This window comes from Alteromonas sp. DY56-G5, from assembly GCF_041414725.1.
Classification (GTDB): Bacteria; Pseudomonadota; Gammaproteobacteria; order Enterobacterales; family Alteromonadaceae; genus Alteromonas; species Alteromonas macleodii.
The window spans coordinates 46,596-59,902 of the sequence record NZ_JANHZQ010000018.1 but is presented as its reverse complement, the minus strand read 5'-3'; the positions used below and the strand labels follow the sequence as shown (position 1 = coordinate 59,902).

The 13,307-nt window shown below is 45.0% G+C and carries 15 protein-coding genes; 6 read left to right on the top strand and 9 right to left on the bottom strand.

Annotated elements, in window-relative coordinates; all coding sequences use genetic code 11:
- Nucleotides 1-4: 4 nt before the first annotated feature.
- The 8 genes from NO989_RS10910 to NO989_RS10875 form a co-directional block, all read right to left on the bottom strand.
- The gene (locus tag NO989_RS10910; protein ID WP_014950199.1) at nucleotides 5-544 is read right to left on the bottom strand and encodes a rhomboid family intramembrane serine protease; all 540 of its coding nucleotides are present in this window, start codon (nucleotides 542-544) and stop codon (nucleotides 5-7) included.
- A 19-nt stretch (nucleotides 545-563) separates the two neighbouring features.
- Entirely contained in the window at nucleotides 564-1,730 is a 1,167-nt protein-coding gene (locus NO989_RS10905) for a glutathionylspermidine synthase family protein (RefSeq protein WP_252118801.1), read from the bottom strand.
- 2 nt (nucleotides 1,731-1,732) lie between these two features.
- Entirely contained in the window at nucleotides 1,733-2,401 is a 669-nt protein-coding gene (locus tag NO989_RS10900) for a DUF1190 family protein (RefSeq protein WP_014977050.1), read from the bottom strand.
- A 10-nt stretch (nucleotides 2,402-2,411) separates the two neighbouring features.
- Nucleotides 2,412-2,828 (bottom strand): DUF350 domain-containing protein, encoded by a 417-nt coding sequence (locus tag NO989_RS10895; protein ID WP_014950196.1) that lies wholly within the window; start codon nucleotides 2,826-2,828, stop codon nucleotides 2,412-2,414.
- Between the two features lie 15 nt (nucleotides 2,829-2,843).
- A complete protein-coding gene (locus tag NO989_RS10890) occupies nucleotides 2,844-3,488 on the bottom strand; it encodes a YjfK family protein (protein ID WP_014979843.1) in 645 nt (214 codons plus the stop codon).
- Between the two features lie 11 nt (nucleotides 3,489-3,499).
- On the bottom strand, nucleotides 3,500-4,555 hold the full coding sequence (locus NO989_RS10885) for a potassium channel family protein (protein ID WP_170826512.1): 1,056 nt from the start codon (nucleotides 4,553-4,555) through the stop codon (nucleotides 3,500-3,502).
- A 148-nt stretch (nucleotides 4,556-4,703) separates the two neighbouring features.
- The gene (locus NO989_RS10880) at nucleotides 4,704-5,384 is read right to left on the bottom strand and encodes a PspA/IM30 family protein (protein WP_014950193.1); all 681 of its coding nucleotides are present in this window, start codon (nucleotides 5,382-5,384) and stop codon (nucleotides 4,704-4,706) included.
- Between the two features lie 23 nt (nucleotides 5,385-5,407).
- Entirely contained in the window at nucleotides 5,408-5,797 is a 390-nt protein-coding gene (locus tag NO989_RS10875) for a DUF2170 family protein (protein WP_014950192.1), read from the bottom strand.
- 268 nt (nucleotides 5,798-6,065) lie between these two features.
- On the opposite strand from NO989_RS10875, the gene NO989_RS10870 reads away from it, so the two are divergent.
- The 6 genes from NO989_RS10870 (at nucleotide 6,066) to secF (ending at nucleotide 12,319) form a co-directional block, all read left to right on the top strand.
- Entirely contained in the window at nucleotides 6,066-6,341 is a 276-nt protein-coding gene (locus NO989_RS10870) for a DUF6471 domain-containing protein (RefSeq protein ID WP_371342516.1), read from the top strand.
- 434 nt (nucleotides 6,342-6,775) lie between these two features.
- Entirely contained in the window at nucleotides 6,776-7,822 is a 1,047-nt protein-coding gene (gene queA / locus NO989_RS10865; protein ID WP_014950190.1) for a tRNA preQ1(34) S-adenosylmethionine ribosyltransferase-isomerase QueA, read from the top strand.
- A 173-nt stretch (nucleotides 7,823-7,995) separates the two neighbouring features.
- Nucleotides 7,996-9,108 (top strand): tRNA guanosine(34) transglycosylase Tgt, encoded by a 1,113-nt coding sequence (tgt, locus tag NO989_RS10860; RefSeq protein ID WP_014950189.1) that lies wholly within the window; start codon nucleotides 7,996-7,998, stop codon nucleotides 9,106-9,108.
- A gap of 24 nt (nucleotides 9,109-9,132) precedes the next feature.
- Entirely contained in the window at nucleotides 9,133-9,468 is a 336-nt protein-coding gene (gene yajC, locus NO989_RS10855) for a preprotein translocase subunit YajC (RefSeq protein WP_014999069.1), read from the top strand.
- Between the two features lie 55 nt (nucleotides 9,469-9,523).
- Nucleotides 9,524-11,368, top strand: coding sequence for a protein translocase subunit SecD (gene secD, locus NO989_RS10850; RefSeq protein WP_014950187.1), 1,845 nt, complete (start codon nucleotides 9,524-9,526; stop codon nucleotides 11,366-11,368).
- A 9-nt stretch (nucleotides 11,369-11,377) separates the two neighbouring features.
- Complete coding sequence (gene secF, locus NO989_RS10845) at nucleotides 11,378-12,319, top strand: protein translocase subunit SecF (RefSeq protein WP_014977044.1); 942 nt, start codon at nucleotides 11,378-11,380, stop codon at nucleotides 12,317-12,319.
- 74 nt (nucleotides 12,320-12,393) lie between these two features.
- Here secF and NO989_RS10840 read toward each other — a convergent pair whose 3' ends face one another.
- On the bottom strand, nucleotides 12,394-13,290 hold the full coding sequence (locus NO989_RS10840) for a LytTR family DNA-binding domain-containing protein (RefSeq protein WP_069944622.1): 897 nt from the start codon (nucleotides 13,288-13,290) through the stop codon (nucleotides 12,394-12,396).
- Nucleotides 13,291-13,307: the final 17 nt, after the last annotated feature.

Below are 13,307 nucleotides of genomic sequence, written 5' to 3'. Positions count from 1 at the left end.
CTAATTAGCGTGCCCAGTGCCATGCGGCAAATAAGCCACCAATAAAGCCAAACAGATGATATTCAAAGGAAATAAATTTAGATGTGGGAAGCACACCAACCAGCATTCCTCCGTATAGCGCTGCAACTACTAGTGAAATAAGCAAATACCGCACTTTGTTACTTCTAAACCCTGCTAGCACGAGGAAGCCGAAGTAGCCATATACCATGCCGCTCGCGCCAATATGCGTAGCGCTTCTACCGAACAGCCACACGCCCAAACCACCTATAAGCAGTGCGCTTAGCGTAGCGATAAGAAACGTGCGTTTTCCCCACTGCATAGTAAGCCACATGAACAGCAAAAGAGGCACCAAGTTAGCCATCAAATGCGTGGGTGTACCATGAAGGAAAGGGGCTGTGAATATATATGGCAAGGTTGACAGTGTGCGAGGCACTACACCAAACTGATTAAGTGCATTGCCGGTGAGTAAGTTTGCTACTTCTATGACTATTAACAATGCACCTAGCGTCAGCAGAACGCGAATTTGGAAAGAAAGCGGCTTCATCGAACGCCCCTAAAGTAGATTACAAAATAATATGAGGAAGGTAGCGAGAGAGATCTTGGGTAATAGCAGATGCATCTTCTCTTACTGAAATACCTGCTGGCATGTCATCTACCAACCAACTACCTATGAGTGTATGGTTACCTTCAAAAACGGGTAAAGGTTCAAATGCTTGAACAATATAGCCTTCTTCGCCGTAAGGACCATCGCTAAGCTTATTCTCAATTCCACCTTCAATGATAGAAACATTCGCGCCTTCCCTAGAAAACAGAGGCTTTTTAATCCACTTTCCTGATAGTGTGTTTGTGTTTTTTTCATCTGAAAAATAAGCGGGAAGCAGGTTAGGGTGGCCTTCAAATTTCTTCCAAAGCTGAGGAAGCAAGGCTTTATTGGAAATTATCGATTTCCATGGGGGCTCTATCCAATTAACTTGGGCATCTTCTAACACATCGCCAAACTCTTCGCGCAGCATAAACTCCCAAGGATAAAGCTTGAAGCAGTCGGTAATTGGCGCGTCTTGAAGATCGGTAAAAACGCCCGTGTCCGCCAACCCAATGTCTTCAATAAAAACGAAGTCAGCTAAAAGCCCGGCCTCTGTAGCGCAGTCTTGTAGGTACTGCACTGTTCCGCGGTCTTCTACGGTATCTTTACAACACGCCATGTGCAGTTGATTAATGTTGTAGTGCAATGCTATTTCGCGAAAGCGATGAACTAATTTTTCTTGCAAGCTATTGAACTGATCAGCGTGCAGGGCTAGTTTGCCGGCATCCACATTTTGTGAAAGCCACAGCCATTGCCAGAACCCAGATTCATACAAGCTGGTGGGCGTATCTGCATTGTTTTCTAGCAGCTTAGCTGGCCCTTTGCCACTGTAGACAAGGTCAAGGCGTGAATACAAACTGGGGGCTCTTTCCTGCCAGCTGTTTCTTACTAAGTCCCAATGTTGCTCTGGGATCCGAAAACGAGTAAGTAATTCCTCACTATTAACCACATCTTCGGTCACTGCCAAGCACATTTGATGTAGCTCGGCTGTGGGGTCTTCAATGTCGTTTTCAATTTGCGCTAGCGTGAATTGGTAGTAGGCACTTTCATCCCAATACGGCTCGCCATACATGGTGTGGAAATGAAAACCAAACTCGTTAGCCAACTGCTGCCAGCCTTTGCGAGGCTGGCAAGGCATTCTAAACATAGTTATCCGCCCCAGCCGCCTTTACGGCTGCTGCTACCCCAAGACGATTTTGCACGAACGCTGCTACCAAACCCGCCTCGTTTCATTGTACGGTTCACGGTAGGCTTAGGCTTATAAACGTCTTTGTTTACGCGATATTTTCTTTTGCGAATGTCACCGTCGAACACATAGCCGTCTGCCGTTATCCAGCGTGAACGAAACGGTGAATTATATGAATAGGAAGTATATAAGGGCTGTGAGTAATAGCGATTTGGCGATAGCAGAGAGCTCACCATGTAGCCTGCCATGAACGGCATGAAAAAGCTGCCGCTACTATTATTCACATATTGGCACTGGTTAGGCCCAAATTCATGTTCGCAGTCGTACTCAGAGCTAAAGCGCGGACTGGTGCGCATGGCCTCGTCGACCGCTGTCTGGTAGGCAGCTTCACAACGCTCTACTGCATCAGGAAAATCCTGTTTACAGTCTTCTAGCGAGGTGTAAATGGTGGCGTCTTCTTTTTCGCCGCCACAACCACTTAAAATAACGCTGGCCACACCCAATGCTAAAGGCTTCACGCTAAAACCTTTGCGCATGCGACCAAGGTCAATATGTTTGGTGCGTTTTAATGCGGGCTTCTCACCTTGCACGCTATCAACAACATCAAGCTGAGTGTTTCGTTTATCAGTCATCGCTGCCCCCTTAATAGGTCATGCAAGCGGCATTGAGTAAGCCTACGGCAATAGACATGCTGGCAAGCATAACACCCGCAGAAACTTCGTTATTGTTTATGCGCTCAGCGATTTTCGGCATAAAGCTGAAACGCAAAATGGCAAACGCTAGGGATTGTGCAATCACAGCAACAAGCGCCCAAATAGCAAAATCTACTACAGCAACCGAGTTTGAAGCTGCGCTGCCAAGGGCGATAGCAAAACCGATTATAGCACCACCAAAGCCGATGGCAGCGGCAACGTTTTTCTCTTCTTTTACCAGCTTCCATTCATCGTGAGGTGTGACCAAGGCGTACACCAATTTGAAGATAAACAAAAAAACAATCGACAAGCCGAAGTAAAGCGCAAAGTTATCCAGGCCAGCCAAAGATTGCATGATCGTATCCATAGTTATTCCCTTTTATTAACCGTTTATAGTGATATCTGCAGGTTCAACATCAAACCCCGTTGAAATCACCAAACATCTATCTAAATTATTACCTACTTGCTTTTCTTCACCCACAACAAGCAGGGTTTCAACTCTGTCATTACTGATTGGGCGTTCATACAGCATCATAAACTGATCGGTGGTACTCACATCACCATCTTCTTCATAGGTAGTTTCAGTGACGGCAACAGGCGGTGACTCATCGCCCACTGCCCCCCACACGCGGGTATAGACCTTGCCGTCAAGCTCATAGGTGGGCTGGCTGATAACGTTTTTCAAGCATTCGTTCCACTGAGCAGTATTACCAATGGTTTTCGTTTCATAAAAGTGCCACAGCTTAACATCGGTAATGTGATTCTCAGACAAGCCGCCGTCGGTGACCACCTGTAAAAATCCATCGTCGTCGGTGTAAAAGCGAAGCAGAGTGCCACCTGTATCTAAGGGGGCTTCACCTACCGCTTGAATTAATTGAGAACGGGCTGCGCCTTCAATAGTGAGCTCAGGTTCTAATAGCGAAAGTTTCAAGTTATCTAACTCGAAAGAGCCACCTAAATAAAGCCCCATTATTTCTGGCGACTTAGGTTTTTTAGGTTCTGATTTTTTAAATAATTTACTAAACATGTTTACGCCTCTTAATCAGCGTCTAGGGAAGACCAGTTAATTGCGTTAATGCGGCGCTCAGCAATGTAGAACAAAGTGTCGCCCGGGTTTAACGTAACGTCCAACGGTGGGTTTACCACCATTTCTTTCACAAGGCCATTTGGCGCATAACCAATAAAGATGGCATCGTGTTTACGTTTCAAATTAATAAATAACTTAGCAACAGAAATGGCGTGGCTACTTTCTGGGATTTTTACTGAAAATTGCGCTTGGCCCTCTTCAATACTCAGCAAGTCGTGATGAAGCATACTTGAACCAGGATCAAAAGCGGCTTTAACTAACATTTCTATTGCCACGCTCGGTGTACACTCCACTTTAGGGCAGTGATCCTGAAGTAAGCTGACTAGGCTATCATCATCAAAATAAGCCACCTGATGTGCATCAGGATTACGCTTAGTACAATACAGCGCGGTAGTCATGGTGACATCGTCTTGTGGGTTATCGATAAGAATAGTTCGGGCGGTGGACACGCAAGCGCGATCCATATCTTCGTCTTTGTTAAACGAATCTACCTTCACGAACTCAATCACGCCAGGCATGGGATTAGTGATATCGGCCTTCACGCACAGCACAATATCGGGGCGCTCTGGCATGGCATCGCGTTCTTGAAGTATTAAATCAAGCAGCAGCATAGTACGCTGCTCATTCCACCCAATTACTAAGATATGTTCATCTAGCATCAAGCTATTCATACCCAACAATCCTTTCTTCCACGTTAATGAAACCCAAGCTGCAATCCGGCCAATTACCATGGCGAAGATACTCAAACCAAGCGGTATGACGTAAAGCGCTACAACCAGTTTTCCCGCTGGCGTGACGGGAGATAAATCACCATAGCCCACTGTAGAGGCGGTGACCGCCAGCCAGTAAATAAAGTCGGCGTTGGTAATTAAATCGTGCTCGTCTGCAGCGTAAAGTAGCCAATAGCTTGTTACTGCGTAAAAGGCGGTGGCACCGACAATAGTGTACCAGCGTGATTCTGCAAAATATTGCAGCATGATTTTTCGCAGTTTTATCCATGGAGACATAAAAGAAACAGCCCTTGTTATGCGTGCCCTTACTCTGCCTTGAAGTACTTGATTTGTCTAGGTTAGCGCTTTACTTAACGGTAATTTACGCAGGAAATTATTGTAACAAGAATTAAAAATGGGAGCGCGTAGCTCCCATTTTTCTCACTTACTTGCCTAGAATTCGCGCTAGCTCGTCATCGGCCGAGGTTTTCCCCCCTTTGATGCCTGCTTCCGCTAAGCGTTTTTCTAGATCGCTGCTCGATTCATTATTCGCTAGCTCTTCAGCTGCTTGTAGCTCAGCATTGCGCATCTTTTGCTTATCTTGAATACGTGACAGTGACTCTGTCGCCGTTTTCATTTTGCTATTCGCACCCATGTGGCGTGAAGAAACCGCTACTTGCGCCTTCTGAACGCTTTCAGTGGCTTTTACCATATCCACTTGCTGCTCTAAGCGACGTAAATTCGCTTTCGCCTGTTGGATATTTTGTGCCAGCTGCTTTTCTGACTGCTGGAACTGATCAAGATATGTTTGTTCTTGGTCTCGTTCTTCTTTAAGTTCAGACACCTTTTGCGCACAGTCTAGCGCGAGTTGGCGGTCGCTATCGATGGCCTTGCGCGCGTGAGCTTCGTATTCCGCAATTGACGAATTGAAGCTATCCACTTTTTGCTGAGAAAGTTTACACTTTGCCAAGATTTGGGTACGTGCATGGTCTGACTTACGCAATTCTTCTTTGGCTTCTCTAATTTCTTGTTCCAGAATTCGAATAGCCTGACTGTCTACGACAGATTGAGCAGCTTCGGTTGCACCACCTTTTACTGCAGTTACTAATTTTTTCCACACTGACATTCGCTTCTCCTTAGAAGTAAATTTTAGTTAAGGTGTGTTTCGTAGGCATCTAAAAAAGATGCAACATTCTGAAACAGGGTTTCCACTTCAATAACGATACTTTCGGCTTTTGACTGGGCACTTAGCGCTCCAAAGGCAGTGTAGTATTCTTCACCACCAATGTTTGAAATGCCTACCGTGGTCAAAGGGAACACCATATGAGTAGACAATATTTCATGATCTAGCGCTGGCTTATCTTTTACTTCCGACGCTGCAAACAAAAGACTCTCTACTAAGATCTGCTCTCCGCTGATAGCAAGCCAGGCATCTATGCCGTCTTGATTAGCAATAAGTAAGCAGTTTTCCTCACGTGTTACCACAAAGTCATCATGCTCTTTAAATAAGGCTTCGATGCTTTCCAGTTCCCAGCTCATACCTTTCTCCTTTAATTATTGAAGCGATAGTTGTGAAAATGAATGTCGTGTAAGTGGTGTGTTATACAACTGCACTTTATTAAAAACAGATACTTTGATGTATTAACCACCGAAGTTACTGTAACGACTATTTTCATCTTCGCCAATATCTAGACTTGCAGTGTAGACCTGTTGTGCCATAATCGTCAACATTAAATACATGCTATAAGTGTAAAAAAGTGTGTTTTTGTAAAATATATATCACATTTGTGTGGTTTTTGGAGGCTGTGTGAACACTGGAAATACGCAAGGTGCTAAAAATGCGTGGCGGCAAACGGTAGCAAGAGTTGTCAAATCTGAGATGTCTGTGCGCGGCATAAAATATCAAGCGTTAAGCCAAAGGCTGGAAGAGATTGGCGTGGAGCAAAGCGCAGATAACCTTAGAAATAAGGTAAATAAAGGTATTATGGGCGCCGATTTACTTCTGCAGATTTTGTACGTGTTGAAGGCGCGTCCATTAGATGCGGCGCTTTTAGAGGAAATCTTAACTGATCTTCAGCAATAAACAGCGTAAAATACCGCCGTTTATAAGATATCGATATTCAACTAACCTGCCGCGCAGAGGAATCGAAGCTTCGCAATAACGTTGCGATGAGTGACGGTAGGCAGGGAAAATAAGCAGATAAAAAAATACCCAGCAAGTGCTGGGTACGAATGATAAGGAATGTTTATGGGAGAACATCATCACTATCTGTAGGTATCTTAACCGTTTAAGGAGTTAAGTGCTATTTAATAAATTGAATTGTACGTATAGTGTTCAATATAAAGTTATTTTATAATATACGTTAATTTTTAATTTGTTGATAATTAATGTTTTTTGTTTTTATTTTGACTTTGGCTTCATCTGTGAATCTATTTTTATTAGCCTTTAGTTGCAACTTAAATAACACTTAATATTCTACTTTTGTCTAACTTTTATGCCGTAATTTAGTCGTATTTATGAAACTATCAGATTTTAGCTTCGAGCTACCCGAAAAACTTATCGCCAAATACCCAACTCAGCAACGTACAGCGAGTCGCTTGTTACATTTAGATGGGAAAACTGGCAATGTAGCGCACACGATGTTCGCTGACATGCTGAAATTTGTAGAGCCAGGCGACCTCTTGGTGTTTAATAATACGCGGGTTATTCCTGCACGTTTACTGGGCAAAAAGGAAACGGGCGGACAGGTTGAAGTGCTGATCGAACGTATAACGTCAGACAATACAGCGTTAGCGCATGTTCGCGCGAGCAAGGCACCTAAACCTGGAACTACGCTTATTCTTGAAGAAAAAGTGAATGTTACGGTGACAGGGCGAGACGATGCGCTATTTATTTTACAGTTTGACCACGATGAGACCGTATTAACGCTGCTAGAAGCCCATGGCCACATGCCGCTACCTCCTTACATCGACCGTCCCGATGAAAGTTCAGACAAAGAGCGCTATCAAACCGTTTACAATCAAAAGCCGGGCGCGGTTGCGGCGCCTACTGCAGGGCTACACTTTGACGATGCAATACTGGCTGCGTTAAAAGAAAAAGGCGTTAATTTGGCCTTTGTAACTTTGCACGTTGGCGCGGGTACATTCCAGCCTGTGCGCGTTGATAATATTCAAGAGCACAAAATGCACGCAGAGTTCGCCGAAGTACCACAAGACGTTGTTGACGCTGTTCTAACCACAAAGGCCAACGGTAAACGCGTTATTGCAGTGGGTACAACCTCTGTACGCTCTTTGGAGTCAGCGGCAAAGGCAAGTGCAGAGCGCGGTGACGAGGAAGTTATTGCGCCATTTAACGAAGATACTGAGATTTTTATCTACCCTGGTTTTGAGTTTAAAGTGGTAGACGCAATGTTCACCAATTTTCACCTTCCAGAGTCCACGCTAATGATGTTAATTAGCGCATTTGCTGGCAAAGAGAATGTCATGAAGGCGTATCAAGAAGCGATAGAGAAAGAATATCGATTCTTTAGCTACGGTGATTCTATGTTTATTGAACGCGCCTAAGCACATTCGCCCGAGGACATTAGGCGTTTAAATCGGTGTTTTGCGGGCCTTTCTAGCTTAGTTACAGATAAACATAGATACGGGGCATGATCTCAGCCGAATTACTGGTATAATCGCCGCCAATTTATTTTTATACCCAGCGCAAAAGCGCAACAAAGTGGGAATGCTTTCACATGCAATTTGAGTTGTTAAAAACCGAAGGCCGAGCACGACGCGGTCGTTTGGTGTTTGAACGCGGTGTTGTTGAAACCCCAGCGTTCATGCCCGTAGGTACATACGGTACTGTTAAGGGAATGACCCCTGAAGAATTAAAAGACAGCGGTGCACACATCTGTCTTGGAAACACGTTTCACCTGATGCTTCGTCCTGGTACAGGCATTATTCGCCAGCATGGCGACCTGCACGACTTCATGAATTGGGACAAGCCAATCCTTACGGATTCGGGTGGCTTCCAAGTGTTTAGCTTGGGTGATTTGCGTAAAATTACCGAAGAAGGTGTAACATTCCGCTCTCCGATAAACGGCGAAAAGATCTTACTTACGCCTGAAAAATCGATGGAAGTTCAGCGCGATTTGGGCTCTGACATCGTGATGATTTTTGATGAGTGCACGCCGTACCCCGCTACTGAACAAGAAGCGCGCGTTTCAATGGAAATGTCGCTACGTTGGGCCAAACGTAGTAAAGAAGCCCATGGCGATAACCCAGCAGCACTGTTTGGTATCATTCAAGGCGGTATGTACGAAGGTCTGCGCGACGTTTCACTTGCTGGCCTTGAAGCTATTGGCTTCGACGGTTACGCCATTGGTGGTCTTTCAGTAGGTGAGCCGAAAGAAGATATGATCCGCATTATCGATCATACCGCGCCTAAAATTCCGGAAGATAAACCTCGCTATTTAATGGGCGTGGGTAAACCTGAAGATTTGGTAGAGTCTGTGCGTCGCGGCATCGATATGTTTGACTGTGTAATGCCAACGCGTAACGCCCGAAACGGTCACCTGTTTGTGACTGAAGGCGTAGTGAAGATTCGCAATGCGAAACACAGAAACGACACCTCGCCATTAGATGAGAATTGTGATTGCTACACTTGTAAAAACTATTCTCGCTCTTATCTACATCATTTGGACAAGTGTAACGAAATCCTGGGTGCGCGCTTAAACACCATCCATAACCTTCGCTACTATCAGCGTGTGATGCAGGGTCTTCGCGATGCGATTGACGCAGGTACGCTTGATGAGTTTGTACAAGAATTTTATGAACAAAAAGGGTTGCCGGTTCCGGCACTATAACAACGATAATATTTGGGGAATTTTATGAGCCTATTTATCTCTAACGCTTACGCACAGTCTGCTGGTGCGCCGCAAGGTGGCGGCATGGAAATGATCATCATGCTAGCTGTATTTGGTTTAATCTTTTACTTCTTGCTTTACCGTCCACAGGCTAAGCGTGTAAAAGAGCATAAAAACCTAGTATCGTCACTTAGCAAAGGCGATGAAGTGTTAACACAAGGTGGTTTGGTAGGAAAAATCACTAAAGTGTCAGAAGAAAAAGACTTCATTGAAGTTGCACTTAACGATTCAAACAACATCGTTGTTCAGAAGTCTTCAGTAACTGCTGTGCTGCCTAAAGGCACGATGAAGTCACTGTAAGTAACAAAAGCCGGGGCCGGGACGCTTCCCGGTACTGGCACGAAAGGATTATCCAGTGCTAAACAAAAACTCTATTTGGAAAGTACTGAGTGCACTCATTGTGGTTGCAATGTGTGCACTTTATGCGCTTCCTAACATTTACGGTGAAGATCACGCCGTACAAATCTCAGCAGGCCGTGACGCTGTGGTAACTGACGCCACTGTGGAACAAGTAAAAGCCGCGCTAAGTGAAAAGAATATCTCTCCAAAACGTGTTGAATTTGAGAACGAACAAATATTAGTTCGCGTTTCGGATTCTGACACCCAGCTTGTTACGCGCGAAACGCTTGAAAAGGCGCTTGGTGATGACTACTACGTGGCTATGAACCTTGCCCCTGACACGCCAGAATGGCTTGAAGGCCTAGGTGGCGCGCCAATGAAGCTAGGTCTTGACCTTCGCGGTGGTGTTCACTTCTTGATGGAAGTGGATATGACCGAAGTGATTGCTAAGTCGCTAGAAGACGCAGAGGGTGGTTTCCGTACTTCACTGCGTGAAGAAGGCATTCGTTATCGCGGTGTAAAACAGGTTGACGATCATATCGACATTACGTTCCGTGATGAAGATGCGCTAGACAAGGCAGAGTTCTTTTTGCGTAACCAAAGTCGCGATCTTACCTTTAACCAGGTGGATGACTTAACACTTCGCGCTATTTTTGCTGAAAGCAAGCTTCAGGAAATTCGCGACAACGCGGTTAAGCAAAACATTACCATTATTCGTAATCGTGTAAACCAACTTGGTGTGGCTGAGCCGCTTGTACAAAAGCAAGGTGCTGATCGCATTGTTGTGCAGCTTCCAGGTATTCAAGACACCGCCCGTGCGAAAGAGATTCTTAATGCCACAGCAACACTAGAATTTCGCATGGTAGATCAGAAGAACGATATCCGTGATGCATTGAACGGCCGCGTTCCTCCTGGCTCTCAAGTGATTGAAGACCAGCAAGGCATTCCACAACTGCTTGAAAAGCGTATTATGCTTACCGGGAGCCATATTATTGATGCGAATAGCGGTGTTGATGAGTACGGACTTCCGAACGTAAATATCTCGCTTGATTCTGAAGGCGGTAATAAGATGTCTCGCTCAACCCGTGGCAATATTGGTAAACCAATGGCTACGGTGTTTATCGAATACAAGTCGACTGGCGAACGTAACAAAGACGGCAAGCTAGTGTTTGAAAAACACGAGCAAGTTATCTCGGTTGCGACTATTCGTGCGCAACTGGGTAGCAAGTTCCAAATCACAGGTCTTGATTCACCGAAAGAAGCCCGTGACTTAGCGTTGCTACTTCGCGCAGGTGCACTGATTGCGCCAATTCAAATTGTTGAAGAGCGTACGGTTGGACCAAGCTTGGGTAAAGAAAACATTGAGCTGGGCATGCAGGCTATTATGTATGGTCTGGCAGCGGTACTTGTTTTCATGTTGATTTACTACAAAGCGTTTGGTGTGGTAGCGAACATCGCTCTGATTACAAACCTAGTTATGATTGTGGGCATTATGTCGATGATCCCTGGTGCAACGCTTACGCTACCGGGTATGGCAGGTATTGTACTGACCGTTGGTATGGCGGTAGATGCAAACGTGCTTATCTTTGAGCGTATACGAGAAGAGATACGTGATGGCCGCAGCCCACAGCATGCCATTCATCAAGGTTACGACAGTGCTTTTTCTACCATTCTAGATGCTAACATTACCACCTTCATTGCAGGCTTAATCCTGTTTGCCGTGGGCACAGGCCCAATTAAAGGCTTCTCGATTACACTGATGATTGGTATAGCAACCTCGATGTTTACCGCAATCCTTGTTACGCGCGTTATTGTTAACGCAGTATGGGGCGGTCGACGCGTAGAGAAATTGGCGATTTAAGGAAGTAACATGCAATTATTAAAACTATCCGATACCGTCAATTTTATGCGCCTTCGCATTCCTGCGATGGTGTTATCAACGGTACTCATTTTAGGTTCGTTCGTGTCGCTAGGCGTTAATAGCCTTAACTGGGGGCTAGACTTCACTGGCGGTACGCTAATTGAAGTTGGCTATGAGGACGCTGCTAACTTAGAAGGCATTCGCGCCCAGCTAAACGAAGCGAACTTTGAAGATGCTATAGTGCAAAACTTTGGCAGCAGCCAAGATGTACTTATCCGCATTGCTCCTCGTGATGGCGTTAAAGCCGTGACTATTGGTGAACAGGTACTAGCTGCCTTGCGCGCTGACGGTACTGAGGTTGATATGCGTCGTATCGAGTTCGTAGGTCCTAACGTAGGTGAAGAGCTTACTGAGCAGGGCGGCCTTGCGATGCTAGTTGCACTCTTGTGTATTCTCGTTTATGTCGCGATGCGATTTGAATGGCGATTCGCTCTAGGGTCAGTGTCGGCACTAGCTCACGACGTTATACTTACGCTAGGTTTGTTTTCAGTACTTCAAATCGAATTTGACCTTACGGTACTTGCAGCAGTACTAGCGGTAATTGGTTATTCACTTAACGATACCATCGTTGTGTGTGACCGTATTCGTGAGAACTTCCGCAAAATTCGTAAAGGTGAGCCTGTTGAGATTATCAACATCTCGCTAACGCAAACCCTAAACCGTACTATCATCACATCATTAACCACGGTGTTGGTATTGGTTGCACTATTCTACAAGGGTGGGGCGCTTATTCACGGATTTGCAACCGCCTTGTTGTTCGGTGTAGTGGTTGGTACTTACTCATCGGTGTATATCGCAAGTTCAGTGGCACTTGCATTGGGTATTAGTAAAGAAGACCTAATGCCACCACAAGTGGAAAAGGAAGGCGCAGATTTAGATCCTATGCCTTAGTTTTACACGCTTGAAACGTACAAAAACCGCATCTACGATGCGGTTTTTTTATGCTTTATCAAAAGTGGAATTTACTATTGATTGGGGGCTAATGCTTGTTTCAGATCATCTTTATATCGCCTGGAAAGCGCTACTGATTGACCGTTATTGAGCATTATTGTTCCATCCCCCGTTTCTTCATAACTTATAGACACAATGGCAGGTATTCGCACTGCGTGCGATCGGTGCACTCGCATAAAGCCTTGATGCGCTCCTTCTTCACAAAACCGGCCAAGGGTATAACGCAAGGGGTAAACGCCCACGTGAGTATGAAGGTTAATGTAGTTTCCTGAGGCTTCTACTCGCTGTATGTCGGTGACTTGAACCAAAAACTCCTTATTGAGCTTTTTCACCAATAAATAGTCAGGTAAGGTGCTGGCCACGTTGTCATTCGTTACCTGTGATGTGTCGCGTGTAATAGGTGATGCTTCACCAATTAAGCGTTGATAGCCAAACCGTGCAATATAGTAAAAAGTAATCAGAGTAATATAGCCCCATACATCCTTTCGATATTCGTAGATGAACTCATTGAGCCATATCCCAAAGTCATAATTGCGTTCAGAGAATAAATAGACGAGCTTCCGAAATGCTACCATTAATGATACATGGGCTACCGAAAATAAACTGGCGAAGGCAAAATGCCACCCAAGCCATGTCGCTCCCACTTTTACTTTCTGATCGAGTGTACGTATAGCGATAATTAATGGGATGACGAGCAAAGCGGTGCTCAAAGCACTCGAGTATTCCCAAACGTAAGGCTCCCAAAGTGCTACGCTGTTATTGTCGCTTCGAGAAAATTCAGTCCAACTAGACGCAGCATTGATTGAATTGTTTATAAACAAATAGGCTGCAAGCAAAACGAATGCAGCGTACTTATGTTTTGATTCAGAATCCCTAAGAAACTGACTCCATTTTTCATCCCAGTTATTCACCGCTTAACCCTTTTTCC

Bases quoted from the DNA above. Each gene is read 5' to 3' on its own strand.
- NO989_RS10910 (WP_014950199.1), bottom strand. From the start codon at position 544: ATGAAGCCGCTTTCTTTCCAAATTCGCGTTCTGCTGACGCTAGGTGCA.
- NO989_RS10905 (WP_252118801.1), bottom strand. From the start codon at position 1,730: ATGTTTAGAATGCCTTGCCAGCCTCGCAAAGGCTGGCAGCAGTTGGCT.
- NO989_RS10900 (WP_014977050.1), bottom strand. From the start codon at position 2,401: ATGACTGATAAACGAAACACTCAGCTTGATGTTGTTGATAGCGTGCAA.
- NO989_RS10895 (WP_014950196.1), bottom strand. From the start codon at position 2,828: ATGGATACGATCATGCAATCTTTGGCTGGCCTGGATAACTTTGCGCTT.
- NO989_RS10890 (WP_014979843.1), bottom strand. From the start codon at position 3,488: ATGTTTAGTAAATTATTTAAAAAATCAGAACCTAAAAAACCTAAGTCG.
- NO989_RS10885 (WP_170826512.1), bottom strand. From the start codon at position 4,555: ATGTCTCCATGGATAAAACTGCGAAAAATCATGCTGCAATATTTTGCA.
- NO989_RS10880 (WP_014950193.1), bottom strand. From the start codon at position 5,384: ATGTCAGTGTGGAAAAAATTAGTAACTGCAGTAAAAGGTGGTGCAACC.
- NO989_RS10875 (WP_014950192.1), bottom strand. From the start codon at position 5,797: ATGAGCTGGGAACTGGAAAGCATCGAAGCCTTATTTAAAGAGCATGAT.
- queA (WP_014950190.1), top strand. From the start codon at position 6,776: ATGAAACTATCAGATTTTAGCTTCGAGCTACCCGAAAAACTTATCGCC.
- tgt (WP_014950189.1), top strand. From the start codon at position 7,996: ATGCAATTTGAGTTGTTAAAAACCGAAGGCCGAGCACGACGCGGTCGT.
- yajC (WP_014999069.1), top strand. From the start codon at position 9,133: ATGAGCCTATTTATCTCTAACGCTTACGCACAGTCTGCTGGTGCGCCG.
- secF (WP_014977044.1), top strand. From the start codon at position 11,378: ATGCAATTATTAAAACTATCCGATACCGTCAATTTTATGCGCCTTCGC.